The 24,744-nt window shown below is 43.4% G+C and carries 23 protein-coding genes and 1 pseudogene; 10 read left to right on the forward strand and 14 right to left on the reverse strand.

The window, feature by feature from the left end; genetic code table 11:
- Positions 1-103: 103 nt before the first annotated feature.
- From OCV57_RS10580 to OCV57_RS10605, 6 genes are all read right to left on the reverse strand, one after another.
- Positions 104-394, reverse strand: a complete 291-nt coding sequence (locus OCV57_RS10580; RefSeq protein WP_117923874.1) for a YlmC/YmxH family sporulation protein — start codon at positions 392-394, stop codon at positions 104-106.
- 64 nt (positions 395-458) lie between these two features.
- On the reverse strand, positions 459-1,244 hold the full coding sequence (locus OCV57_RS10585; protein ID WP_267301516.1) for a sporulation initiation factor Spo0A C-terminal domain-containing protein: 786 nt from the start codon (positions 1,242-1,244) through the stop codon (positions 459-461).
- A gap of 181 nt (positions 1,245-1,425) precedes the next feature.
- Positions 1,426-2,196 (reverse strand): RNA polymerase sporulation sigma factor SigG, encoded by a 771-nt coding sequence (sigG, locus tag OCV57_RS10590; protein ID WP_038671585.1) that lies wholly within the window; start codon positions 2,194-2,196, stop codon positions 1,426-1,428.
- A gap of 137 nt (positions 2,197-2,333) precedes the next feature.
- Positions 2,334-2,543, reverse strand: a complete 210-nt coding sequence (locus tag OCV57_RS10595) for a hypothetical protein (protein ID WP_038671587.1) — start codon at positions 2,541-2,543, stop codon at positions 2,334-2,336.
- Positions 2,544-2,545: 2 nt separating this feature from the next.
- Positions 2,546-3,661 (reverse strand): phosphodiester glycosidase family protein, encoded by a 1,116-nt coding sequence (locus OCV57_RS10600; RefSeq protein ID WP_265290444.1) that lies wholly within the window; start codon positions 3,659-3,661, stop codon positions 2,546-2,548.
- The gene (locus OCV57_RS10605; protein ID WP_267301522.1) at positions 3,651-4,715 is read right to left on the reverse strand and encodes a bifunctional glycosyltransferase family 2/GtrA family protein; all 1,065 of its coding nucleotides are present in this window, start codon (positions 4,713-4,715) and stop codon (positions 3,651-3,653) included. The genes OCV57_RS10600 and OCV57_RS10605 overlap by 11 nt, the downstream gene beginning before the upstream one ends.
- A 199-nt stretch (positions 4,716-4,914) precedes the next feature.
- On the opposite strand from OCV57_RS10605, the gene OCV57_RS10610 reads away from it, so the two are divergent.
- Positions 4,915-5,691 (forward strand): LytR/AlgR family response regulator transcription factor, encoded by a 777-nt coding sequence (locus OCV57_RS10610; RefSeq protein ID WP_195551465.1) that lies wholly within the window; start codon positions 4,915-4,917, stop codon positions 5,689-5,691.
- A gap of 38 nt (positions 5,692-5,729) precedes the next feature.
- Here the strand turns inward: OCV57_RS10610 and sigE are convergent, their stop codons facing one another.
- The 8 genes from sigE to OCV57_RS10650 form a co-directional block, all read right to left on the reverse strand.
- Positions 5,730-6,449, reverse strand: a complete 720-nt coding sequence (sigE, locus tag OCV57_RS10615) for an RNA polymerase sporulation sigma factor SigE (RefSeq protein WP_051706493.1) — start codon at positions 6,447-6,449, stop codon at positions 5,730-5,732.
- Between the two features lie 16 nt (positions 6,450-6,465).
- Positions 6,466-7,296, reverse strand: coding sequence for a sigma-E processing peptidase SpoIIGA (locus OCV57_RS10620; protein WP_267301523.1), 831 nt, complete (start codon positions 7,294-7,296; stop codon positions 6,466-6,468).
- 119 nt (positions 7,297-7,415) lie between these two features.
- Positions 7,416-8,828, reverse strand: a complete 1,413-nt coding sequence (locus OCV57_RS10625) for an aminopeptidase (RefSeq protein ID WP_046440354.1) — start codon at positions 8,826-8,828, stop codon at positions 7,416-7,418.
- An 82-nt stretch (positions 8,829-8,910) separates the two neighbouring features.
- A complete protein-coding gene (locus OCV57_RS10630) occupies positions 8,911-9,573 on the reverse strand; it encodes a lytic transglycosylase domain-containing protein (protein WP_267301524.1) in 663 nt (220 codons plus the stop codon).
- Positions 9,563-10,165 (reverse strand): dephospho-CoA kinase, encoded by a 603-nt coding sequence (gene coaE, locus OCV57_RS10635; RefSeq protein ID WP_267301525.1) that lies wholly within the window; start codon positions 10,163-10,165, stop codon positions 9,563-9,565. The genes OCV57_RS10630 and coaE overlap by 11 nt, the downstream gene beginning before the upstream one ends.
- The gene (locus tag OCV57_RS10640) at positions 10,162-11,181 is read right to left on the reverse strand and encodes an L-threonylcarbamoyladenylate synthase (RefSeq protein WP_267301526.1); all 1,020 of its coding nucleotides are present in this window, start codon (positions 11,179-11,181) and stop codon (positions 10,162-10,164) included. Before OCV57_RS10640 ends, coaE begins: the two co-directional genes overlap by 4 nt.
- A 3-nt stretch (positions 11,182-11,184) precedes the next feature.
- The gene (prfA, locus tag OCV57_RS10645; RefSeq protein WP_022287284.1) at positions 11,185-12,264 is read right to left on the reverse strand and encodes a peptide chain release factor 1; all 1,080 of its coding nucleotides are present in this window, start codon (positions 12,262-12,264) and stop codon (positions 11,185-11,187) included.
- A gap of 68 nt (positions 12,265-12,332) precedes the next feature.
- On the reverse strand, positions 12,333-12,521 hold the full coding sequence (locus OCV57_RS10650; protein ID WP_022287283.1) for a DUF951 domain-containing protein: 189 nt from the start codon (positions 12,519-12,521) through the stop codon (positions 12,333-12,335).
- A gap of 273 nt (positions 12,522-12,794) precedes the next feature.
- Here OCV57_RS10650 and OCV57_RS10655 point away from each other — a divergent pair, with 273 nt between their 5' ends.
- The 9 genes and pseudogenes from OCV57_RS10655 (at position 12,795) to OCV57_RS10695 (ending at position 24,604) form a co-directional block, all read left to right on the forward strand.
- Complete coding sequence (locus OCV57_RS10655; protein ID WP_051706497.1) at positions 12,795-13,250, forward strand: MarR family winged helix-turn-helix transcriptional regulator; 456 nt, start codon at positions 12,795-12,797, stop codon at positions 13,248-13,250.
- A 15-nt stretch (positions 13,251-13,265) separates the two neighbouring features.
- Complete coding sequence (locus OCV57_RS10660) at positions 13,266-15,023, forward strand: ABC transporter ATP-binding protein (RefSeq protein WP_267301529.1); 1,758 nt, start codon at positions 13,266-13,268, stop codon at positions 15,021-15,023.
- 16 nt (positions 15,024-15,039) lie between these two features.
- The gene (locus tag OCV57_RS10665; protein ID WP_267301531.1) at positions 15,040-16,818 is read left to right on the forward strand and encodes an ABC transporter ATP-binding protein; all 1,779 of its coding nucleotides are present in this window, start codon (positions 15,040-15,042) and stop codon (positions 16,816-16,818) included.
- A gap of 220 nt (positions 16,819-17,038) precedes the next feature.
- Entirely contained in the window at positions 17,039-18,313 is a 1,275-nt protein-coding gene (locus OCV57_RS10670; RefSeq protein ID WP_038671606.1) for a diaminopimelate decarboxylase, read from the forward strand.
- Between the two features lie 197 nt (positions 18,314-18,510).
- Positions 18,511-18,789 carry an Asp-tRNA(Asn)/Glu-tRNA(Gln) amidotransferase subunit GatC gene (gene gatC / locus OCV57_RS10675; protein WP_038671608.1) on the forward strand — a complete coding sequence of 93 codons (279 nt, stop codon included), beginning with the start codon at positions 18,511-18,513 and terminating at the stop codon, positions 18,787-18,789.
- A 25-nt stretch (positions 18,790-18,814) separates the two neighbouring features.
- Positions 18,815-20,263 (forward strand): Asp-tRNA(Asn)/Glu-tRNA(Gln) amidotransferase subunit GatA, encoded by a 1,449-nt coding sequence (gatA, locus tag OCV57_RS10680; protein WP_046440365.1) that lies wholly within the window; start codon positions 18,815-18,817, stop codon positions 20,261-20,263.
- Positions 20,264-20,277: 14 nt separating this feature from the next.
- Positions 20,278-21,702 (forward strand): annotated as a pseudogene (gene gatB / locus OCV57_RS14480) (Asp-tRNA(Asn)/Glu-tRNA(Gln) amidotransferase subunit GatB); the annotation flags it as partial.
- A 168-nt stretch (positions 21,703-21,870) separates the two neighbouring features.
- Entirely contained in the window at positions 21,871-23,151 is a 1,281-nt protein-coding gene (aspS, locus tag OCV57_RS14485) for an aspartate--tRNA(Asn) ligase (protein WP_267301548.1), read from the forward strand.
- Positions 23,152-23,356: 205 nt separating this feature from the next.
- A complete protein-coding gene (locus OCV57_RS10695; protein WP_267301532.1) occupies positions 23,357-24,604 on the forward strand; it encodes a glycoside hydrolase family 10-like protein in 1,248 nt (415 codons plus the stop codon).
- The last annotated feature ends 140 nt before the right edge of the window (positions 24,605-24,744 follow it).

Below are 24,744 nucleotides of genomic sequence, written 5' to 3' on the forward strand. Positions count from 1 at the left end.
CTTTCACCTGTCTTACGGCAGGACCAACGGCAAAAACCTGTCCGTGCGAATTGCTTTAATATTATATCATATTTTCTATTTCATTTCAAGAGCTTACGACAATTTATTTTAACAAATTTTCAATTTTTACAGTTCTGTTCTTTGTGCATACTGCACTATCGTTGAATTTTACAAGTATGGTATCTTCGCCGATAAGCTCGATATCCGAGCATTTTATGATAATATCCTCATCTCTGCCCATGATACCGAAAGCCCTTGGTTTGCCATAGACGATCAGTGAAACTATATTCGCTCCCTGAGTATCCATTTCTATATCATCAACATAGCCTATTTTCAGTCCTGTTCGCATATTGACGACCTCTTTATTTCGTAAGCTTGAAAAACTACATATCATGAAACCTTCCCCTTTCAAAAAAAGTGCATACCCTTTATAATAGGTATGCACTTTGGGGATCGTCCTATGTATGATCGTTTTTGTTTTTGTAATACATCTCCAACTGATCGTTATACAAATGCTTTATATATAAAGCTATGGTGTTTATGTACATTGCATTTGTAGGTTTTGTTCCGTTAGCAAGGCAACTTTCAAAAAGCATTTGCTTATCCACAGGCTTCATTTTTTCCCAGCCTGAAACTATAGCACTTCTTGTTGAGCGTTCAATAGCCGCAGTGCTTTTTCCGTATTGTTTTTCAATGTCCTTATAAAGTTCGCCTATTTGTACTTTTTTACCGTTATATTTGAATATAATAAGGAATATCATGTAGTAGATATGGTCATATCCTGAATGCTTGCGGTTTATGCCCGTTGATGTTATGATCCTATGTATCTCCTTTGAAATATTCTGTCTAAGGATATCAGGATCGACAGGTATCCTTTTTAGCTTGTCAAGCATATAGTGGCATACGTTCTTAGCGTTGTATGGCATAAGTATGTGCAGAATATCATCATAATCGAGAAGAATACGGATCGTTTCTGTGTCATCATAAGTGTAGATGTTATATATTATGGGATGAATGTCATCTTCGTGAAGTATCTCACGAAAATGCAAAAGCTTTTTATATCCCAGCTTACAACAGTCAATAACGATAACGTCAGGAGTATATTTTACTGCACCTATCTCAAGCTCTATTTCAGTATCACCGCATATATGGACCTTTGTACCCTTGCGTTTCAGTTCCTCGGTCAACAGTTTATGCTGGCCGTCATATGACTCGGAAATAAGGACCGAATAATCAGTCAGCATACACTTCAACTCCCTTATGACGATTTAACATAACAACTCCTATATTATTATATCAAATTTTTTGACTACAAGCAACTTTAATGGCACATTATTAATCAAATTGTTTCAAAAAAGTGACCTTAATGTAATTGTATATAACAAAAATATTCATAAATGTCGATTTAACGTATTGCGACAGAAGTTAGATACTTTTTTTGATGTGTTCCAATGCACCTTTTTCAAGCCGTGATACCTGTGCCTGAGAGATGCCAATATTTTTTGCTACCTCCACCTGAGTTTGTCCTTTGAAAAAGCGCAGGAAGAGTATATTACGTTCACGAGGCTGAAGCTCGCTCATGGCTTGCTTCAATGAAAGCTCTTCAAGCCAGCTTTTATCGTCACAGGAGTCGCTCACCTGATCCAATACATAAAGAGCATCGCCGTTGTCAGAATACACAGGCTCATAGAGTGAGACCGGGTCGGTTATGGCTTCAAGGGCAATGACCACCTGACTAGGCTTTTCGGTGATAGTGTCTGCTATCTGCTCAACAGTAGGCTCTTTCTGGTTTTCGCATATGAGCTGTTCTTTCGCCTGCATTGCTTTATAAGCAAGGTCACGGAGAGAACGGCTCACCCTCATGGGTTGAAAATCACGAAGAAATCTTCTAAGCTCTCCTGCTATCATAGGCACAGCGTAGGTAGAAAACTTCACATCAAGAGAGGTATCGAAATTATCTATCGCCTTGATAAGCCCCACAACACCCACCTGAAAAAGGTCGTCAGGGGAGTCGCTTCGGCTCACAAACTTCTGCAAAACGCTCAGCACGAGCCTGAGATTGCCGTTTATAAGCTCCTCACGGGCTTTCTTGTCACCTGAATGGGCTTTTTTCAAAAGCTCCAGCTTTTCCGACTCTTTCAGCGTTTTAAGCTCATTGGTATTCACTCCGCTTATCTCAACTTTATTGTACTGCATCGCACGCTCCTGTTAAAAAGCAGCATTTTATGCTGCCGTGATAATATAATTATTACCTTTCAATCAGGAACTATACAGATATTTTTAGGAAAATCTGACCATAAAAAAATGCAGAGCCGTGTGACTCTGCATTAGTTCTATTCTTTTCTGTCGCTCTTGCGCTGATAGTAGACCGCTAGTATCGCTGTTATTATGGCTGATATGCAAAATGCCAGCAGAAGCTTGTTGGATATTTTTCTGTTTATGAAATTCATTGTAGGGTTGAGTATATCCAATATCCAGAATACAATGAACATTCCCGCAAGTATTATCGTGATATGTGGGAGAATTTTGCTTAGTCTTTTCATTTTTATCCTCCTATATAGATAATGTCGCTGAGGTCACGTCCACCGCCGTCAGGAGCGTTCACAATGCTTTTGTTGAAGTACATCATAGCGGACTTTCCACCGTCAAGATTGAACGCAGACATACAGCCCTCATCACTCATGATAGCCGCAAGCTCGCTGAGAGTTGCGCCCTTTGAGTAGCCTTCGTTTCTGCCGTCAACTGTCACGAAAATATAGTGGCCTGCCGACACACAGCCGATAGCTGAACGTGGATTTGCACTGTTGAGATATTTTGTTGTGTTGAACGTTTCAAGAACGTTGCCACTTCCGTCAAGAAGTGCAGGACCAAAGTTCCAAGCCTGCCATGCACCCTTTGCTATAACAGCGTCGCTGTCATATTCAGACGGGGAGTAGGTCTGCATTGTGCCGTCTGTGAACAGCACGCACACGTCTGCGTCGTTGACATCATCACGGTATTTTATACCGTTTCTTATAACGATACTGCGTTCTGAATTACCATAGAAATCACCGTTTATGGCGAAAAGAGCGTTGTTTTCCACCGCCATACTGAATACTGAGTCCTTGATGTTCTTACCGAATTCTCCGTCTGCAAAGGCGGCTTTTACCTCGCTTGCGCTTGTGACATAAACATCAGCTACAAAATAGGTTATCTTGTTGCTGCCCTCACCGATAGATTTTTTGTATACTGTCACCTGAGCATTGTCAGTTGAAGCCGAGCCAAGCTCCTCAGAGGTTATGGCACCGTTTGTTATACTGCTTATAGCGTTTTGGTCTGAACGATAGTCGGCAGTGTCCTGATTGCCCCAGTTTCTGTGGTTGGTCTGCTCAGTACGCAGTGTGGTTGTAGCCTTTTCTGCCTGCGGAGCTGTTGTGGTAACTGCAGGCTCGCTGTCGTCCTGCGCAGTGCTTTCTGCCTGCGAGTTGTCAGCCGCATTTGGCAGGGTGAAGCTACCCTCTGCGGAGCTGTCAACTGTTGCGATCACTTCTCCCTTTACTCCTGAACTTTGCGGCATAACGTAGTCAAAAAGCATGAATACGCCTATGGCTGCCGCTGTAAGCACAACGTCCGTTATGATCATTGCCCAGACAGGCATTGGCTTTTTTGTCTTATTCGTCAATTTTTCTTTCCCTCTTTCTGAAAACGAAACTTTTTTGCGCCGCCCAGCTTATAAAGAAAAGCAGCACTTCTATAAGTATTTTGCTGATATATTTGTTGTGTATGAGATATTTCACACATAGCTCTAGCATTATTGTGTTTGCAGCTAGTATTAATGCGGCAAGCAGAAAGTATTTTGCGGCTGTCTTTGCAATGCCTTCCTTATTTTTAAAGACGAATTTTTTGTTCATGGAAAAGTTGAAAATGGAGCTTATCACTCTTGCACATATGTTAGAAAACGCTACGTTCCCGCTTATCATTGCGAAAATGCTGTAGAAAATATAGTCCACGCAGAAGCTAAGAAGTGATGAGCAGGAGAATTTTAGTATATCCTTGTATATCCTCCATGAGTCTTTGATAGGATTAAAATGTGATGACTCGTTTTTGCCAAGGTAAACTGTTTCGATAGGCACTTCATAGAATATTATGCCTTCTCTTGCACATTCAAGTAGCATATTCATCTCAAACTCATATCTGTCACCGCTTATTGATAGCATAAAAGGTATGAGCTTTGAGGAAAAGCCACGCAAACCCGTCTGCGTGTCGCTTACCTTTACTCCTGCGGCAAATGAGAAAACGAATTTTGTGATGTTGTTGCCGAATTTGCTTCGCAGTGGTATCTTTCCCGAAAATCTGCGACAACCCATAATAAGCTTGTCAGGGGAGCTTTTCAGGGCTTCCGACACCCTTATTATATCCTCCACCTTGTGTTGTCCGTCTGCGTCCACAATGACGATGCCCACAGTATCGGCTTCATGTTCTTTTATGTATTCAAGTGCGGTTTTTATGCCACGCCCCTTGCCTTTGTTTACCTCATGGGTGAGAACTATGGCTTTTTTTGCAGCTTCGGCAAAAATCGGCAGCTTATCCTTGCCGCTGCCGTCATTAATGACAATTATATGAAAATCGGTCAATGAAGATATATCGTCAATAACAGCCAGCATTTTTTCATCAGGCTCATAAGCGGGTATCACCGCATAAAATCTATCTATCGCCAAGATATCTTCTCCTTTCATTTATCGTATGGTCTAAGTATATCACATATGCTTTAAAATTACAATAAAACTTCTGAAGAATTTATACATAGTTTATCTGTCGAAATTTTGCGAAAATGAAATTGTGTCAGTATTATTGACAAAATAATAAAAATGTCGTATAATAGAAGAAACAATAAAAAATGTACAAATTAATTCAGCAAACGGAGGATTTGATTTCATGGAATATAGAGTTCTTGAAACACGTTCAGCCGATATTCTCACTAAGTACTACAATAACGAGATAGACAGCTTTCTTAATGCCTGTCATGAAGACATTCTTTGGATAGGTCCCGCTGAGAAGCATGTGATACGCACCAGAAAGGCGCTTGTCGATGCTTTTTCGCAAGAAGACCACAAGCTTGAATTTGTGCTCAGCGACCTAAAGGTGTTTTCCATAGGTCTTACGGAATGTTCCTGCGAGGTCATAATGTTTTTCATTTTGGATACGATTTGGCCTGACAGCAGTGTTGGGAGAGCAGATCAAAGGATACAGTTTACATGGGTGAGCGAGAACGGCGTAGAAAAAATAAAGCTTTGTCACATTTCCAATGCCATTAAATATGATGAACGTGACAGGATATATCCTGTACATTATGAAGAAATATACAAGAAAAATGTCTGTTCAGGTGAAAGGCGTACAAAGAGAGTGATAGTAAATGGCGTAGACAGGTCGCTTGTTTTTCTGGATAGGTCATGGATAGCTTATGTGGAAAGCAGCGGCAGTCACTGCGTCATATATACCATTGACGGCTCATTTGAATCAGTGCAGAGCCTTAAGGTGTTTGAAAGACGATATAGGGATATGTTTGTGCGCTGTCATGAAAATTATCTTGTAAATCCTGAATATGTAAGTCGCATAAGCCGTTACAGAATAGAGCTTACATATGGCAAGGTGATCCCTATTTCTGAGAAGAATTACACTGCTGTGAAAACAAAATTATCCCATATAACATAAAAACTGGTGAACATTTTGCGTGTTCGCCAGTTTTTTAGTCAGCATATTTTTTCTAAATTTCGCCGTATGGATTTTATTATCCGCTTTTCAAGTCTTGATATGTAGGATTGGGATATACCGACTTCATCAGCGACCTGCTTCTGGGTCATTTCTTTTTTGCCTGAAAGCCCAAATCGCATTTTCATTATCTGCTTTTCACGAGGGCAGAGCTTTTCGATCTCCTCCAGAAGAAGCTGTTTCTCAACTTCGCTTTCTATGCCCTTGTTCACGGTGTCGTCATCGGTGCCTAGAATATCGGATAAAAGCAGTTCATTGCCGTCCCAGTCAACATTCAGCGGTTCGTCTATGGATATTTCATTTTTATACTGATTTGATTTTCTAAGAAACATAAGTATCTCGTTTTCTATGCACCGTGAAGCATAGGTCGCAAGCTTGATGTTTTTATCAGGACAGAAGGTGTTCACCGCCTTGATAAGCCCTATAGAGCCTATTGAGATAAGATCCTCTATGCCTGTGCCTGTTGACTCAAACTTCTTTGCTATATATACCACAAGCCTGAGATTATGCACGATAAGCAGTTCTCGGGCTTTTTTCGGGTCTGTTTCAAGAAGCTCAAAGGCTTTTTTCTCTTCCTCTTTGTTTAGGGGCGGCGGTAACGAATCTGCACCGTTTAGGTAATCTATAGTTTCGGGGTCGTCTGAAAACAAACGGCTCAAAAATCTGTTCAGCCCTAGAGCGAGTGTTTTAAGTGTGGTCATTTGTATTCCTCCTGTATTATCCCAGCAATGCGGGGTTGAATATAGCCCGTGACTTTCCGTTCAGCGAGGGCTTTATGCCCACATAGCACCTGACGTTGTGTACACGGTCTTTATCGTCGATTATCTTTACGCTCCCTGCGGCGGTTATGTGGATAATTCCCTCACCGCTGACAGTAGAGCAGGGGATAAGCCTGAAACCGCTTAAAGGGTCAGGCTCGTCACGGTCAAGGTCGTAGTGATAGAAAAGCCTGTCACAGCAGAAAACCACCACTGGCGTTCCTGTGAAGCTGTCGCAAAGCCTGTTCCCACTGTCGCAAATGGCAGGGACTTTCACTATAAAGCCACCATTTTCGTATATGGCTTCGTATTTTGCGGCCCTGTTGAAACACCTGCGTGTGATGTTCTCATAAAGACAGAGCAGACCATATGTTATACCGCAGGCAAGGGCAAGCTTAAATAGAGAGATGTCAAAATACACAGTGAGGTTTCTGAAAAAAATCACCTTGCTCCCTGATATCTGCCAAAGGGTCACCACTATACCCGTGAAAACTGCGTTCACGGCACTGTATATTATAAAGTATCGAAGTAGTTGCCAAGGGTCTTTACACCCAAAGGCTATAAGCACTGAGAATACCGCACTGACAAGCTTTATCACCACAATAAGAACTGCAGTGAAATATCCTCTGCTGTCTATAGTCATAACAAGCGACGAAAGTCCTCCCACCGAGCAAGCTGTCAACAGCCGCAGCGGACTTATGACCTTGTGACATATCCTGCCTGCCGCTTCCAGCATGATAAGCGTCATAATGGCGTTTGTCACAAGGAGTATATCTATGTAAATTTTCATGGCGTTCCTCCCTTTGATATTATGATAGCACTGCTTGGATGGAAAAATTGTCGCAATGGGGACAAAAAAAGATCCGCCTTCCCCAAATGGGAAAGCGGATATGCTTATTTGATATCAAATTAGTCAGCAAAGAAAACTGAGAAAGCCTTATATGCCATATAAGTGTCTATCTTCGAGGTTATCTCAAATGGTGCGTGCATTGAAAGCACTGGTACGCCAACGTCGATAACGTTCATGTCAAGGTTTGCGATATACTGTGCGACAGTTCCTCCACCGCCGCCGTCTACCTTGCCAAGCTCGCCTGTCTGCCAAACGATGTTGTGTTCGTCAAAGAGCTTTCTTACTCTGCCCACAAACTCAGCAGAAGCATCGGAAGTGCCTGACTTGCCTCTTGCACCTGTGAACTTTGTGGCAACAACGCCGTAGTTTATCTGTGATGAGTTTCTTATCTCGAACGGCTCTGAGAATGTTGGGTCATATGCCGCATTTACGTCTGCTGAAAGGCACTCGGAAGCAGAGATAACGTTTCTGCCCTCAAGTCCGTATACCTTTGCAAGGTCAGCAATGAAGTATGGCAGATATGAGCTGTTAAGTCCTGTGTTGCCGTCACTTCCTGTTTCTTCCTTGTCTGTGAGTATGGTCATGCAGGTCTTTTTAGGGTCTTTGCATTTGAGGATAGCCTGCAAAGCTGTGTATGCGCAAACTCTGTCGTCCTGACCATAAGAGCCTACCATGCTTCTGTCAAAGCCAACGTCCTGTGCCTTGAATGCAGGAACAGCTTCAAGCTCTGCAGAAACGAAATCGTCCTCTACGATGCCGTACTTCTCGTTAAGGATAGCCATTATGTTGAGTTTTACCTTGTTTGAAACAGCGTCATCTCTGAATGGTCTGGAGCCTATGAGCAGATTAAGCTCCTCGCCCTTGATGAGCTGTGGAGCAGGTCTTTTCATCTGAGCGTCTGCAAGGTGTGGCAGGATATCAGTTACGCAGAAAACAGGGTCGTCCTTGTCCTCGCCGATATTTACTGTAACGCTTTCGCCGTCAGCCTTTATAACAACGCCATGAAGTGACATTGGAACAGTTGTCCACTGATATTTTTTTATGCCGCCGTAATAGTGTGTCTTGAACAGGCAAAGCTCCTTGTCCTCGTAAAGTGGGTTCTGCTTAAGGTCAAGACGTGGTGAGTCGATATGAGCGGCAGCAAGTCTGATACCTTTTTCAAGACCGTCCTTGCCCATAACTGTAAGTATGATAGCCTTTCCTCTGTTTACAAAATAGAACTTGTCGCCGGCGTCATACTTCTTGCCCTTTTCATAAGGCTTGAAGCCTGCTTTTTCAGCCTGAGCCACTGCCTCGATAACAGCCTCACGCTCTGTCTTTGCGGTGTTCAGAAAGCTTTTATAGCCCTCACAGAACTTGTCTGCCTTTTTGATTTTTTCTTCGCTAAGGCGAAGTCCACCGTTTTTCTTATCCGAAAGAAGCTTTTCTGCAAGCTTTTCGCCCTCGGACTTTTCTTTCTTCTTGTTATCCATTGTAAAGTCCTCCTTTTAATGTATTCTTATTGAAACTGCGTTACAATGGGCGGACACTGTTCGCCCCTGCAAATGGTTTTTCTTAACTGTTTTCTGTAATATCCCCATGACTGCTGAGTATATCCTTATAATTGTCATAGGCTTTGCGTATCTTGCGCACATAGTTTGAAGTCTGGTCATTTTCGTCAGGTATGTCGCTGACTTTGAAATCATCAGGGTCAACAGTGCCGTTTTCTATCCAACTGTCAACAAGATTCATTCCGCAGTGATATGCCGCCGCTGTCAGCTCTACAGAGCCGTCATACTTTTCCATAAGATAGCTGAGATAGTATGTGCCATATTGGATATTAAGTTCAGGGTCGAACATATCGTCATAGGTGTTGTCACGCTGATCGTCAAGGCGATATTTTATCCAATCGTATGCGTCCTCCATAAGCTGCATAAGACCTCTGGCACCCACTGATGAAACAGCGTCCTTATTAAAGCCGCTTTCCACTTTTATTACAGAGAACACAAGCACAGGGTCGCACTTGTACTTGGTGCTGTATCTTATTACATACTCCTCATAATCTGTAGGATATGAAAAAGAGTTCGGAATATCCTTTGCCTTGTTGATTATCTGCTCGTGATAAAGGTATGTGAGCCAGCCTATACCGCACAGCAGAAGTATGACTGCTATGAGTACGGGACCTTTTTTTATGTGCCTTTTCTTTTTACGCCTGCTGTTTTTTCCATTAGCCGCCATTATATCTTTCCTTTATTGTTTCTATGACCTCACAGGTCTTTTGGAATGTGTCATTCACAGAGCCGTTGTTCTCAATGACGAAATCGCTGTGAGCCTTGAAAAATTCCATAGTATGCTGAGAAGAAAAACGCTTTTTTGCAAGCTCCGCCGAAATGCCGTCCCTTTTGGTTATCCTTTCAAGCCTTATGCCAAAGTCTGCCACAACGCTTACGATAACACTGCAAAGCTTATCCGCACCTGCTTCAAAAAGGGTCGGTGCGTCAAGAAGAACAAACTCGCTCTCTGTGGCGTTTATCTTTTCGTCAATAAGCTTGTTTATAAAAGGGTATATGGTATCATTGAGCATTTGAAGCTTATTCTTATCTGAAAAAACTATCTCCCCGAGCTTTCGCCTGTCAAGGGCAAAGCCGTCGTCAAAACAGTCTGGGAAGATCTTTGCAAGTTCTTTACAGCATTCGTTCCCTGCCTGTGTGACTTCTCTTGCGACTATATCGCAGTTTATTATCTCAAAGCCATTTTCTCTGAAAGCGTCCGATATAGTTGTCTTGCCTGCACCGCTTTGACCTGTAAGCCCTACTACTGTTTTTTTCACAGTTTCACCACCTGAAAGCCTGCGGCTCTTAAAAGTCGGTTATACACTGCAAGCCCCACACCGTCTTTGTTAGGACAGCGTGCAAAAACTTTCTTTGCACCTATATCATCAAGTCCTCTGAGAACGTCAAAAAGCTCTTTTGCCTGTTCCTCGTCATTTGCGCCATAGCAGATATGCGGGATATCAAGTCCATCACAATCGTTGTCAGTGAACACCATAAGAGTGGTGTCATTGTCAGCGTGAGTTTTCACATATTCTCTGAAAGCTTCAAGACTGCTGTCAATGATAGTCACATCAGCCTTTGGGGCATAGTGCTTGTATTTCATTCCCGGTGAGCGAACTTTTACGTTCTCACCCAGCTTTTCCAAAACGCCCTTGTCAATAAGAACGTTCGGGGTGATCTCCATAAGATCCTCGGCTGAGATAAATCCCGGTCTGAGAAGTCTGATGCCGTCATCGCCTTCAAAGCTTATAACAGTTGATTCAACGCCCACTCCGCAAGCTCCGCCGTCTATTATGGCAGGTATCCTGCCGTGCATATCGTTAAGGACGTGCTGTGCTGTTGTAGGTGACGGGCTTCCTGAAAGGTTTGCCGACGGTGCGGCGATAGGGAAGCCACAGGCTGAGATAAGCGCTCTTGCCACCTTATGTGACGGCATTCTTATGCCCACTGTGTCAAGTCCTCCGCTCGTTACCATTGGTATCTTTTCAGACTTTGGCATTATCATTGTGAGAGGTCCTGCCCAAAATTTTTCTGCGCACTTTACAGCAAGGGGCGGTATCTTATCCACAAGTCCCTCAAGCTGAGAAATGTCAGATATATGCACTATTAGAGGATTGTCGGCAGGTCTGCCCTTTGCGGCGAATATTTTTCTTACAGCCGCTTCATCAAAAGCGTTCGCCGCAAGACCATATACAGTTTCCGTCGGCATACCAACGACTTCACCCTGTGAGAGCAGCTTTGCGGCATATGCTATGCTGTCCTCGTCAGTGCCAAGTATTTTTGTGTCAAACATTTTTTATTCTTCTTCCTGACTTGCAAGCTTGGCAGCCTGATCGGCTGTTGCAAGTGCGTCGATTATTTCATCAAGTGCGCCGTTAAGCACCTGTTCAAGTCTGTAGATAGTAAGACCGATTCTGTGGTCGGAAATTCTTCCTTCAGGATAGTTGTAAGTTCTTATTCTTTCGGAACGGTCGCCTGTTCCCACCTGTGAACGTCTGTTGTCTGCGATCTCCTTGTTCTGTGCCTGAACTTTCTGATCAAGAAGTCTTGAACGGAGAACTTTCAGAGCCTTTTCCTTATTCTTGAACTGTGAACGCTCGTCCTGACACTCAACTACCATGCCTGTAGGCAGGTGAGTTATTCTGATAGCGGAAGATGTCTTGTTGATGTGCTGTCCGCCTGCGCCTGATGAACGGAACACGTCTATTTTCAGGTCTTTTTCTTCATTCAGGTCAAGCTCCACCTCATCAGCCTCTGGAAGCACGGCAACTGTAACAGTAGACGTGTGAACTCTGCCCTGTGACTCAGTTTCAGGTACACGCTGAACTCTGTGTACTCCGCTTTCGTATTTAAGTCTTGAATATGCTCCCTCGCCTGAAACGCTGAAAGTTATTTCCTTATAGCCGCCAAGCTCTGTTTCGTTGGCGTTCATGACTTCTATGGTCCAGCCCTTTGAAGCGGCATACATTGAATACATTCTATAAAGAGAGCCTGCAAACAGTGCAGCTTCCTCACCGCCTGCTCCGCCTCTTATCTCTATGATAACGTTACGCTCATCGTTAGGGTCTTTCGGCAGCAGGAGAAGCTTAAGCTCTTCTTCAAGCTTAGCCATATCTTCCTTGGACTCCTCAAGCTGCATCTGCACCATTTCCTTGAAGTCCTTATCCATTCCGCCTGCGTCAAGAAGCTCGATGGCTTCGTCATTGGCAGCCTTTGCCTTTTTGTATTCGCCGAACTTTTCAACTATCGGCGTAAGTGTCTTGTATTCTTTCATAAGGCTCGTATACAGTGAAGTGTTGTTTACAGTTTCAGGCTGCATGAGCTTTTCGTTTATTTCATTGAATTTATCTTCGAGTGCTTTGAGTTTTTCAAACATAGTTATATTCTCCTGTCATTTTTATTTCATATCATACATTTGTTATATATCATAAATTGCGAGAATAGCTATGACTCAGCCTCTCTGATAATAGTTTTTACGTTCTTTTCGGCTTTGCTGCGTACTATCATGAACTCTCGTCCGCAGCCCTCGCAGCGCAGCTTGAAATCCATGCCTGAGCGCAGAACAATCATTCTGTTACTGCCGCAGGGGTGACTTTTCTTCATTACAAGAATATCGCCTTTTACAATATCCATTTTGCACCACTTTCCTTTCTTAAAAGGTGAAGCAGAGCGAATACTCTGCCCATACATCGTTATTATAACACATTTCTCCCTTTATTGCAATAGCGGAGAGGGCGGTTTTATTGCTGTACAAATATTATAGTCCATATATTTGATTTTTGTTGCATTGTTACAAAAATGACATTATAAGAAGCTGAATTTACAAAATGTTCATTGAATAGCTTTTGGAAAAGTGTTAATATTAGATTGTTCAAATTTGAAATATCTAATATTGGAGGTTTGACAATGAACGATAATATGACAACAGCAACGCATATGTTTGATCATTCAAAGAAGCTTGCAGAAGCATATGAAAAAGTCATGCAGCCCCTTTGTAAAAAGCTCGATATGCCAAAGACGGCGCTTGACGTGCTCATGTTCCTTGCGAACAATCCTGAGTTCAACACAGCGGGTGATGTGTGTAGATATAGGAATATCAAGGCGGCGCTTGTGTCTTTCCATGTAGAAAAGCTTGTGGAAGCAGGCTTTGTTGAAAGGCAGGCGGTAAAGGGCGACAGAAGAAAATGCCGTCTGGTCTGCACAGAAAAGGCCCAGCCTGTTATAAAAGAGGGCAGAGAGCTGCAGAAAAAGTTCGCACACAAGCTTATCGCTGGCTTTTCGGACGATGACATGGCACATTTCAAAAAATGCCTGCATATCGTTAGCAACAATATAGACAGCATTCTTAAAGAATGTATGTAGAAGGAGGTAACAAATATGATAAAACTGCTTAAAAAGATGGGCAAGCGTGAGGTGCTTATGGCTGTTCTCTGTGCACTTCTGGTGCTGGGACAGGTGTATTTTGACCTGACGCTGCCTGACTATATGACTGACCTGACCATGATGCTCAACACGGCAGGCAGTGAAACTTCCGATATCCTGAACGTCGGACTTAAAATGCTTGGCTGTACCCTTGCAAGTGCCGCTCTTGCTATCGTCTGCGGCTATCTTTCCGCAAAGACTGCCTCAGGATTCAGCTACACAATAAGAGAAAAGCTGTTCAACCATGTTATGGATATGGGCAGCGAGGAGATGCAGGACTTTTCCATACCTAGCCTTATAACAAGGACAACAAACGACATCACACAGATACAGATGATAGTGTCAATGGGCTTGCAGATGATAATAAAATCGCCTATCATGGCGGTTTGGGCTGTTATAAAGATACTTGGCAAGAGCTGGGAGCTTTCAGCGGTGACTGCGGCGTTCGTTGTGGTGATATGCGTATTCGTTCTTGCGGTAATGGCGACCTGCATACCGAGATTCCGTATCGTTCAGAAGCTAACTGATAAAATAAACCGTGTGGCAAGAGAAAATCTCACAGGCATAAACGTTGTCCATGCTTTCAATGCTGAGAAATATCAGAACGACAAGTTCGATGTTCCAAGCAAGGATATGATGAACACACAGCTTAAAAACCAGAGAATGTTCGCACTTATGATGCCAGTTATGAATATCGGAATGAATGGTCTGACCCTTGCTATCTACTGGCTTGGTGCAGTGCTTATCCAGCAGATAGCCCTGACGGCTGTTCAGGACAGGATAACGTTTTTCAGCAACGTTGTTGTTTTCAGCACATATGCCACATACGTTGTAATGTCATTTATGATGCTCGTTATGATATTCATGATGCTCCCTGCGGCTCAGGTATCTGCAGAGCGTATCAACGAAGTGCTTGAGCGTGACGTGAACATAAAAGAGGGCAGCGTCAGCGAGGGAAGAGAGCAGGGTACTGTGGAATTTAAAAACGTTTCTTTCAGATATCCTCATGCCTCTGAGGACGAGCTGAGCAACATAAGCTTCAAGATAAACAAGGGTCAGACCCTTGCCATAATCGGTGCAACAGGAAGCGGCAAGACAACGCTTATAAGCCTTATACCAAGATTTTATGACGCAACAGAGGGCGAAGTCCTCGTGGACGGCGTAAACGTAAAAAACTACAAGTTTGACACCCTTTATGACAAGCTTGGATATGTAACGCAAAAGGCTGTGCTTTTTGCAGGCAGTGTAAGAGAAAACGTATTTTTCGGCGAGAGTGCCACTCCTGAAACTGACGAGGAGCTTAAAAACGCTATCGAGCTTTCTCAGGCGGAGGAGTTTGTGGATAAGCTTCCTGACGGCACAGAGCATATGATATCTCAAATGGGCAGAAACGTTTCAGGCGGACAGAAGCAGCGTTTGTCTATTGCAAGAGCGCTTTCAAGAAAGCCTGAGATACTTGTGTTTGATGATTCTTTCTCAGCCCTTGATTACAAGACAGACGCAAAGCTCAGAGAGGGTCTTAACGAGAAACTTAAGGACACAACAAAGATAATCGTTGCGCAGAGAATAAGCACTATCCGTCATGCAGACAAGATAATAGTCCTTGACCGTGGCGAAGCCGTGGGCATGGGTACTCATGATGAGCTTATGAAAAATTGCGACGTATACAAAGAGATAGCACTTTCACAGCTTAGTGCGGCAGAGCTTGCATAGAAAGGGGGACTGCACAATGAGAAAATACGAAAAGGCTAGTAAGGGCGAAATGGCGTCCGCTATGAAAAAAATAATAGAGTATATGAAAGGCAGTGTAGGTATCGTTGCCGTGGCATTGGTTCTTGCGGCGCTTGGTGCGGTGCTGACTATCATAGGACCTGACAAGGTGGGCGAGATAACCGACCTTATTGCAGACGGACTTATGACAGGCATTGACCTTAAAGCGGTGGCAAGGGTAGGAATTTTCCTTGGAGCGATATATATTTCAAGCTCGCTGTTCACATTCATTCAGCAGTATATAATGGCGACAGTCACCCTGAAAATGTCATACAGAATGAGAAGCGACCTTTCAAGAAAGATAAACTGCGTTCCTCAGAAGTATTTCAACTCACATTCACAGGGCGATATACTCAGCCGTATCACAAATGATGTATCGACTTTGCAGCAGGGTCTTACAAACAGCCTGCCTACTATAATAAGTGCGGCGGCACAATTTGTGGGCTGTCTTATAATGATGTTCGTTACAGAATGGCGACTTGCGCTCATCTCACTGTTCATCACATTCTTTGGGCTTTTCCTGATAGTTTTCATAATGTCAAAATCACAGAAGTTTTTCCTCGACAGACAGGAAAGCCTTGGTAAGCTTAACGGCTATGTTGAGGAGATGTATTCAGGTCACGAGGTAGTAAGGATATCCCGTGGAGCAGATAATGTAAAGAAACATTTCGCCGGACTTAACGAAGCTGTATACAACGCAAACTGGAAGTCACAGTTTCTGTCAGGTATCATGCAGCCGCTTATGAACGTTATCGGAAATCTTGCATACGTTGCAGTATGCGTTTTCGGCTCAATGCTCGCCCTTAACGGCACTATCACATTCGGCGTAATAATATCGTTCATTCTTTATGTAAGACTTTTCACATCACCTCTTGGTCAGATAGCTCAGGGCATGACAAATATGCAGACAGCTTCCGCCTCAGCTCAGAGAATATTTGACTTTATCGAAAGCGAAGAGCTTTCAGACGAGAGCGACAAGAGCAGTGAAATGCCTGAGGTAAAGGGCAATGTAAGCTTTGAAAATGTTCGTTTCAGCTATCCTGATACTCCTGACAAGGTGATAATAAAGAACTTTTCCGCAGAGGTAAAGGCAGGTCAGAAGGTGGCTATCGTTGGACCGACCGGTGCAGGCAAGACCACAATGGTAAATCTGCTTATGAGATTTTTCGAGATAAACAGCGGAAGTATCTCCATAGACGGCACGCCTATATCACAGCTCAGCCGTGAAACTGTCCACAATATGTTCAGCATGGTTTTGCAGGACACATGGCTTTTTGAGGGCACTGTGAGAGAAAACCTTGTTTACAACATGGAGGGCATAAGCGATGAGTCCCTTGAAAGAGTGTGCAAAGCCTGCGGTCTGGATAAGTTCGTTCATACGCTCCCTGAGGGCTTTGATACAGTGCTTTCTGAAAGCGTGGCAATATCCGCAGGACAGAAACAACTTCTCACTATTGCAAGGGCAATGCTCCAGAATGCGCCTATGCTCATACTTGATGAAGCAACATCTTCTGTCGATACGAGAACGGAGCTTCTTATCCAAAGGGCAATGGATAAGCTTACAAAGGGCAGAACGAGCTTTGTTATCGCACACAGGCTCTCGACTATCAAAAACGCAGACCTGATACTTGTTATGCGTGACGGCGACGTTATCGAAAGCGGAAACCATGAAACTCTTATGGCAAAGGGTGGATTTTATGCCGAGCTTTATAACAGCCAGTTTGATCAGGCTTCATAAAGCAGGCTTTTATATGCAAAGCACACGGCTTTTACGGCTGTGTGCTTTGTGCTTTTTTTACTAAAATGGGTGTGACAGTGGTGTGGCTGTATTGAAAAATGACAATAAAGTGTATTTTATTTCTTAAAATCAGATATTTCACTTGACTAATCCGTATTAAAATGGTATGATAAATATGTATTTTTATAAAATATATTATTTGCAGAAGGATTGATATATAATGAAAACACCATTTATAACCAAGGAAAAGGCCGAGGAGATAATCAAGCAGTATCCTACACCTTTTCATATCTACGACGAAAAGGGTATCAGACAGAGAGCCAGAGATCTTTACAAGGCATTTAGCTGGAATAAAGGCTTCAAAGAGTATTTCGCTGTAAAGGCTACCCCTAACCCATTCATTTTGAAAATACTCAAGGAAGAGGGCTGCGGCGTTGACTGTTCTTCTCTTACTGAGCTTATGATGAGCGACTGCTGCGGATTCAGCGGAAGCGACATCATGTTTTCTTCAAACGTAACTCCAAAGGCAGATTTTCTCAAGGCAAGAGAGCTTGGCGCTTATATCAACCTTGACGATTTCACTCACATAGATTATCTTGACGACCTTTGCGGTATTCCTGAAACTATCTGCTGCCGTTTCAATCCGGGCGGACATTTCGAGATAGAAACTCAGATAATGGACAACCCTGGTGAGGCTAAGTACGGCTTCACAAGAGAGCAGCTTTTTGAGGGCTTCAAGGTACTTCAGCAGAAAGGCGCAAAGCATTTCGGACTTCACGCTTTCCTTGCTTCAAACACTGTTTCAAACGCTTATTATCCAAAGCTTGCAAGAATACTTTTTGAGCTTGCTGTTGAGCTTCATGAAAAGACGGGTGCAGACATCAAGTTCGTAAACCTTTCAGGCGGTGTTGGCATAGCATATGAGCCTGACAAGCCACAGAACGACATCTTCGCTATCGGCGAGGGCGTTCGCAAGGCATTTGAGGATATAATGGTTCCTGCTGGTCTTGGGGACGTTGCTATCTTCACAGAGCTTGGCAGATATATGCTTGCTCCGTTCGGTCATCTCGTTGCTACCTGCACACATCATAAGCACACTTATAAGGAGTATGTTGGACTTGATGCTTGTGCCTGCAACCTTATGCGTCCTGCTATGTACGGTTCATATCATCACATCACAGTGCTCGGCAAGGAGAACGCTCCATGCGACCACAAGTATGACGTAACTGGTGGTCTTTGCGAGAACAACGATAAGTTTGCGATCGACAGAATGTTGCCTGAGATAGACACAGGCGACATCATCGTTATCCACGACACAGGCGCACACGGCTTCTCGATGGGCTACAACTACAACGGAAAGCTCCGCTCAGCTGAGATACTTCTCCATGAGGACGGCTCATTCGATATGATAAGACGTGCCGAAACTCCTGCTGACTATTTCGCAACATTTGATTTCACTGATATTTTCGATAAATATACAAAGAATAATAAGTAATGACGCTTAGATCCACAGGGAATTTCTCTGTGGGTCTTGCTGTTTTTGGGCGTTTGGTGAGCAAATATTAAAAAAATCGGAATTTATGTGATTTTTGCTTGCAAAATAGTATGAGATGTAGTATAATATTAAATTGAATTGGTGTTTTTTTGCACCTAAGGCGTTGCCTTAATATTAAGAAAGGTCAGGGATTATATATGGATTTGAACATGGTCAAGTATCTGGCAGAGCTTAGCAAGCTGGAATATTCCGATAAAGAGCTTGCAGCCACAGCCGAGCAGATGACTGATATTATTGATCTTATGGATACCGTAAAGGAAATCGACATTACCTATGACGATCTCAAGGACAATCACGATGTTTACCTCAACGATCTGAGAAAAGACGAGGTCATCGAATCTATGCCTACTTCAAAGGTCCTTTCAAATGCAGTGAATACAAACAACTGCTTTGTAGTGCCTAAGGTCGTAGAGTAAATTTAACAGGAAGGTAGTGTGAAATTTGGACGTTTCTTCAATGAAAATCCGTGATATGCGTAAGGCTCTTGACAGTAAGGAAATCTCCGCTAAAGAGCTTGCACAGACATATTTTGAGAGAATAAAGAAATATGACGATAAGGTAAAGAGCTTTATCACTGTTACAGAGGAAAAGGCTCTGGAGCAGGCTGAAAAGGCTCAGGGCGTTATCGATAAGGGCGAAGCAAAGGCTCTCACAGGTATACCTGTGGCAGTAAAGGACAATATTTGTACAGAGGGCGTAAAGACCACCTGTGCGTCAAAAATGCTTGAAAACTTTGTTCCACCTTATAATGCGACCGTTATGGAAAAGCTCGACGCTGAGAATATCGTAATGCTCGGCAAGACTTCTATGGACGAGTTCGCAATGGGAGGCTCTACACAGACCTCTGCTTTTGCAAAGACAAAGAATCCTTATGATCTTGACCGTGTACCTGGCGGCTCATCAGGCGGATCTGCTGCGGCAGTTGCTGCGGGACTTGCACCTGTTGCTCTTGGTACTGATACAGGCGGATCTATCAGACAGCCTGCTGCTTTCTGCGGCGTAACAGGTATCAAGCCAACATACAGCAGAGTTTCAAGATTTGGTCTTGTGGCTTTCGCTTCATCTCTTGACCAGATAGGCTCTATCGGTCTTGACGCTCATGACTGTGCTATACTCCTTAACGAGATATGCGGTTATGACTTCCATGACGGCACAAGCTCAAAGCTTGAAGTGCCTGATTTTACCGCAAAGATAGGCGAGTCAATGAAGGGCATGAAGATAGCACTCCCTAAGGAGTTCTATGCAGAGGGCATCAATGATGAGGTAAAGGCTGCCGTTTTAAAGGCTGCTGAGGAATATAAGGCAATGGGCGCTGAGCTTATCGAGTGTTCTATGCCGTCGCTTAAGTATGCTGTTCCTTGTTATTATCTTCTTGCTTGTGCTGAGGCGGCTTCAAATCTGTCAAGATATGACGGTATCAAGTATGGTCACAGAACGCTCACAGCTGACAGCTATGAGGAGCTTATAATCAAGTCACGTTCAGAGGGCTTCGGCGAGGAAGTAAAGAGAAGAATACTTCTTGGAAACTACTGCCTGTCAAGCGGATATTATGACGCTTACTACAGGAAGGCAATGGCTCTCAGACAGCTTATAAGAAAAGAATACAACGATATATTCGAGAAGTGCGACGTTATCCTTACGCCGACAACTCCTGCTGTTGCATACAGCCCTGAGATGACTTCCGACCCTGTTCAGATGTATCAGGCTGATATATGCACAGTTACAGTAAATATCGCAGGTCTGCCTGCAATATCAACTCCTTGCGGCTATGACAGCAAGGGTATGCCTATCGGTATGTCTGTTATAGGCAGAAAGTTCGACGAGGCAACTATCATCAAGACTGCCGACGCATACGAAAAGGGCTTCAAGCCTGTTGCGCCAAAGCTTTAAGGGAGGTAAGACAAATGGAAAAATGGAGAACGGTCATCGGCCTTGAGATCCACGCCGAGCTGCTTACCAAAACTAAGATCTTTTGTAACTGCTCCGCTGAGTTCGGAGGTGCGCCAAATACAAGATGCTGCCCTGTATGTACAGGTATGCCTGGTACTCTGCCTATCATCAATCAGCAGGCTGTAGAGTATGCTGTAAAGGCAGGATATGCACTTAACTGCGGCATCAACAAGTTTTCAGTATTCGACAGAAAGAACTACTTCTATCCTGACCTGCCAAAGGCATATCAGATATCACAGCTTTACAGACCTATCGTAGGTCCTGGATATGTGCCTATCGAGGTGAACGGTCAGAAGAAGAACATCAGAATAAACCATATCCACCTTGAGGAAGATGCCGGTAAGCTCGTTCATGACGCTTTCAACGGAATCTCAATGGCTGACTATAACAGATGCGGAATCCCGCTTATCGAGATAGTTACTGAGCCTGATATAGCGTCAGCAGAAGAAGCTATGGCTTTCGTTGAGCAGATATCTCTGCTTTTACAGTATGCAGGCGTTTGCGACTGTAAAATGGAGCAGGGCTCACTGAGATGTGACGTTAATATCTCTCTTATGCGTCCTGACGCTACTGAGTTCGGTACTCGTGCGGAGATAAAGAACATCAACTCTATCAAGTCTGTTGGCAGAGCTATCAAGTATGAGGAAAAAAGGCAGGCGCTTCTTCTTGAAGCTGGCAAAAAGGTCGTTCAGGAAACAAGACGTTACAACGCAAACAGAGATAAGACAACTTCAATGCGTACAAAGGAAAACGCTAACGATTATCGTTATTTCCCAGAGCCTGATATTCTTCAGGTAAACCTTACAGACGCTCAGCTTGATGAGATAAAGGCTAAGCTGCCTGAAATGCCAAGCAGCAGATTCAAGAGATACACTGAGGAATACGGTATTTCTGAGATAGACGCAAAAACGCTTATCCAAACAAAGATAATCTCAGATTTCTTTGAGAATGCACTTAAGAGATATAACAATCCTAAGAGCGTGGCTGTGTTCATTCTCGGCGAGTTTATGAGAAGAGTAAATCTGGGTGAGATAGATATAAACAATATCAGCTTTACACCTGAGGAGTTTGCAGAGCTTGTTGAAATGGCTGATACAGAGAAGGTATCAAAGAATGACGCTAAGACCGTGTTCAGAGCAATGGTAGAAGAGGGCGGCAAGCCTATGGATATTGCTAAGAACAAGGGTATGATAATCACTGTAGATACTGCAAAGGTCGAGGCAGGCGTTGACGAGATACTCGCCGCAAATGCCGCACAGGTAGAGCAGTATAAGAACGGTGAAACAAAGGTATTCGGCTTTATCATGGGTCAGTGCACAAAGGCTCTCAAGGGCGTTGCAACACCTAAGATAATCAAGGAAATTCTTGAAAGCAAGCTGAAAGCTGCCGCTGCAAGCGCTGCTTCTGATGCAGAGAAGAAAGAGGACGTAAAGGACAACGTTATCGACACTTCAAAGCTCACAAAGTATGAGAACGCTGATAAGTATGTACCTGAAAATGACGGCAAAATGCTTATGATAGATACGGCTGACGTCAAGAAAGAGTTTATGCTTGCTGACGCTAAGGCTAATATGGGCAAGGAAGTTGAGTTTTCAGGCTGTGTTCATAGAATAAAGAACATGGGAAGCATTGCATTTATCGTTGTAAGAACCTCAAGAGATGTTATACAGACAGTTTACTCTGCCGACAACTGCAAGGATTCTATCGAGGGTCTGAGAGAAGGCTTCTTTGTAAATGTAAAGGGTATCGTTAAGGAAAACCCTAAGGATTTCAATGGCCTTGAAATAGAACTTGATTCTATCAAGCTTATCTCCACAAACGCCGCTGAGCTTCCTTTAAAAATATCACAGGGCAGACTTAACTGCACAATAGAAGTAAATCTTGACAACCGTGCGGCTTCACTGAGAAACCCTTATGAGAGAGCTATATTCAAGCTCCAGGAGGGTCTTGTTCAGGGTATGCACAAGTTCATGCAGGCAAACAACTTCACTGAGATACACTCGCCAAAGATTGTTGCTCAGGGTGCAGAGGGCGGTGCTAACATCTTCCGCCTTGACTATTTCGGTAAGTCTGCATTCCTTAACCAGTCACCGCAGTTCTATAAGCAAATGGCTGTGGCATTCTTTGACAGAGTTTATGAGATAGCACCTGTATACAGAGCTGAAAAGCACGCTACTTCACGTCATATCAACGAGTATATCGGTCTTGACTTTGAAATGGGCTATATCGACAGTATGTATGACGTTATGAAAATGGAGATTGCAATGCTCAAGTCCATTTTCGAGTATATCAAGGAAAACTATCAGAACGAGTTGAAGATACTTGAGGCTGATGTTCCTGAGATAAAGGAAGTTCCGTCTATTAAGTTTGCTGACGCTATCGAACTGCTGAGAGGCGGCGAGGGAAGCGGCAAGAAGTTCGATCTTGACCCAGAGGACGAGGTAAACCTCGGCAAGTATGCCAAGGAAAAGTACGATTCAGACTTTATCTTTGTTACACACTTCCCATCATCGAAGCCTCCGTTCTATGCAATGAACTCCAGAGAAGACCCAAGAGAAGCATACAAGTTCGATCTGTTGTTCAGAGGACTTGAAATTACTTCGGGCGGTCAGAGAATACACGATTATAACGAGCAGGTAGAGAAGATGAAGGCTCAGGGACTTGACCCTGATGATTTCAAGAACTATCTTGAGGCTCACAAGTATGGTCTGCCACCTCACGGTGGACTTGGTATCGGTCTTGAAAGACTTCTCATGAAGCTTCTTAACAAGAACAACATCAGGGAAACATCACTGTTCCCAAGAGATATCAACAGACTTCTTCCATAGTCTGCAAATATGTTTATCAAAGAACGGGCAGGTCTGTCCGTTCTTTTTTTGTATGGGCGACCTGAGGTCGTCGGCATATCGAATGTTCGTTTTATGTGATTTTGCGATAAGGCAAAAGTCGGTACGTCGGGGCTGTATAAAAGCAGAATATTTGTCCAATAAGAATAGTATAATTCAATGATACTGATTCGGAGGACTGATATTCTTGAAAAAAATTCTTACTTTACTTATTTGTTTTTTGACCCTTTGCTCCTGCGGAGGTGAGGTAAATTCTCAGAGGGACAGGCTTGTGACTATGGAAAAAGCATCGGTGATACCTGTGTGTGGAGAGAAAAACTACACTGATGCGGAAACGTCACACAAGCTTAATTATACTGTGCAGAAAGCTATATGGATATCCTATATTGACCTTGCGGATATGCTCACAGGGAAAAGTGCCGAGAAATTTCGTGAGAACATTTCTCAGGCTTGCGAAAACGCTTTGAGCATAGGTTGTAATACGCTGTATGTCCACGTCAGACCTTTCGGGGACGCTATATATGATTCGGAACTTTATCCTGCATCAAGATATATAACAGGCATGGCAGGTGAGCAGGGCGGCTTCGACCCGCTTGATATAATGATACAGACCGCACATGACATGGGGCTTTCTTTTCACGCATGGATAAACCCTCTCAGGTGTGAGAATGAGGAATGTTTTCAGAATTATGACGATAGTTTTCTTCTGAAAAAGTGGTATGACGAGGACAACGGCTACCTAGAACAGGTTGAGGGCGACAGCCATTTGTGGCTCGATCCTGCTTATGATGAGGTAAGACAGCTTATAGCAGAGGGTGCGGCGGAGCTTGCAGAAAATTATGATATTGACGGCTTGCACTTCGACGATTATTTTTATCCCACAACGGCTGAGGATTTTGACGCACAGTGCTTTGCGGCTCAGACGGAGTTTGACGACCTTTCTCAATGGCGGCTGAACAATATCTCCCTTATGGTTGGGGAGATATACAGTGCGGTAAAAGCAGTGGATAAGGATATTCTGGTGGGAGTTTCACCTCAGGGAAATATGGAAAATAACTATGAGTATATGTACGCTGATGTGAAAAAGTGGTGCAGTGAGGAGGGGTATATAGACTATATCTGTCCGCAGATATATTTCGGTTATGAAAATTCTGTCAAGCCTTATGAGGATACCCTACAGCAGTGGGCTGATATCTGCACAACTGATGTTACGCTGGTGGCAGGACTGGGGGCTTATAAGATAGAAAGCGAGAGCGAGTTTTCGGAAAATATCGGCATTATCGGCAGGCAGATAAATGACGCTGTAGTTAGTTATAACTACGCAGGAGCGGCGGTATACGGCTATGGAAGTCTGTTCGGCGGCAGTGATAGAGGTGTTCGTGAGCAGGAGTTTATCGAAATTGCTTTTGATAAACTTGATACATCTGTAAAATGATATGCGATATATAAATTATGGTATGTTAAATGTAAACAAATTGTGATATATTATTATAAAATTTATGGAAGTAAACAAAAAACTATTGAAATTTCTTTTTAAATATAGTATAATGTTATATGCTGTAAGGCGATAATAGA

Origin of the sequence: Hominimerdicola aceti (assembly GCF_025567495.1) — a bacterium.
In the GTDB taxonomy this organism is placed as follows: Bacteria; Bacillota; Clostridia; order Oscillospirales; family Ruminococcaceae; genus Hominimerdicola; species Hominimerdicola aceti.

What these genes read in the sequence shown, in the direction of transcription:
- OCV57_RS10580 (WP_117923874.1), bottom strand. Translation starts at nt 394, where the DNA reads ATGATATGTAGTTTTTCAAGCTTACGAAATAAAGAGGTCGTCAATATG.
- OCV57_RS10585 (WP_267301516.1), bottom strand. Translation starts at nt 1,244, where the DNA reads ATGCTGACTGATTATTCGGTCCTTATTTCCGAGTCATATGACGGCCAG.
- sigG (WP_038671585.1), bottom strand. Translation starts at nt 2,196, where the DNA reads ATGCAGTACAATAAAGTTGAGATAAGCGGAGTGAATACCAATGAGCTT.
- OCV57_RS10595 (WP_038671587.1), bottom strand. Translation starts at nt 2,543, where the DNA reads ATGAAAAGACTAAGCAAAATTCTCCCACATATCACGATAATACTTGCG.
- OCV57_RS10605 (WP_267301522.1), bottom strand. Translation starts at nt 4,715, where the DNA reads ATGAAAGGAGAAGATATCTTGGCGATAGATAGATTTTATGCGGTGATA.
- OCV57_RS10610 (WP_195551465.1), top strand. Translation starts at nt 4,915, where the DNA reads ATGGAATATAGAGTTCTTGAAACACGTTCAGCCGATATTCTCACTAAG.
- sigE (WP_051706493.1), bottom strand. Translation starts at nt 6,449, where the DNA reads ATGACCACACTTAAAACACTCGCTCTAGGGCTGAACAGATTTTTGAGC.
- OCV57_RS10620 (WP_267301523.1), bottom strand. Translation starts at nt 7,296, where the DNA reads ATGAAAATTTACATAGATATACTCCTTGTGACAAACGCCATTATGACG.
- OCV57_RS10625 (WP_046440354.1), bottom strand. Translation starts at nt 8,828, where the DNA reads ATGGATAACAAGAAGAAAGAAAAGTCCGAGGGCGAAAAGCTTGCAGAA.
- OCV57_RS10630 (WP_267301524.1), bottom strand. Translation starts at nt 9,573, where the DNA reads ATGGCGGCTAATGGAAAAAACAGCAGGCGTAAAAAGAAAAGGCACATA.
- OCV57_RS10640 (WP_267301526.1), bottom strand. Translation starts at nt 11,181, where the DNA reads ATGTTTGACACAAAAATACTTGGCACTGACGAGGACAGCATAGCATAT.
- prfA (WP_022287284.1), bottom strand. Translation starts at nt 12,264, where the DNA reads ATGTTTGAAAAACTCAAAGCACTCGAAGATAAATTCAATGAAATAAAC.
- OCV57_RS10650 (WP_022287283.1), bottom strand. Translation starts at nt 12,521, where the DNA reads ATGGATATTGTAAAAGGCGATATTCTTGTAATGAAGAAAAGTCACCCC.
- OCV57_RS10655 (WP_051706497.1), top strand. Translation starts at nt 12,795, where the DNA reads ATGAACGATAATATGACAACAGCAACGCATATGTTTGATCATTCAAAG.
- OCV57_RS10660 (WP_267301529.1), top strand. Translation starts at nt 13,266, where the DNA reads ATGATAAAACTGCTTAAAAAGATGGGCAAGCGTGAGGTGCTTATGGCT.
- OCV57_RS10665 (WP_267301531.1), top strand. Translation starts at nt 15,040, where the DNA reads ATGAGAAAATACGAAAAGGCTAGTAAGGGCGAAATGGCGTCCGCTATG.
- OCV57_RS10670 (WP_038671606.1), top strand. Translation starts at nt 17,039, where the DNA reads ATGAAAACACCATTTATAACCAAGGAAAAGGCCGAGGAGATAATCAAG.
- gatC (WP_038671608.1), top strand. Translation starts at nt 18,511, where the DNA reads ATGGATTTGAACATGGTCAAGTATCTGGCAGAGCTTAGCAAGCTGGAA.
- aspS (WP_267301548.1), top strand. Translation starts at nt 21,871, where the DNA reads ATGCTTGCTGACGCTAAGGCTAATATGGGCAAGGAAGTTGAGTTTTCA.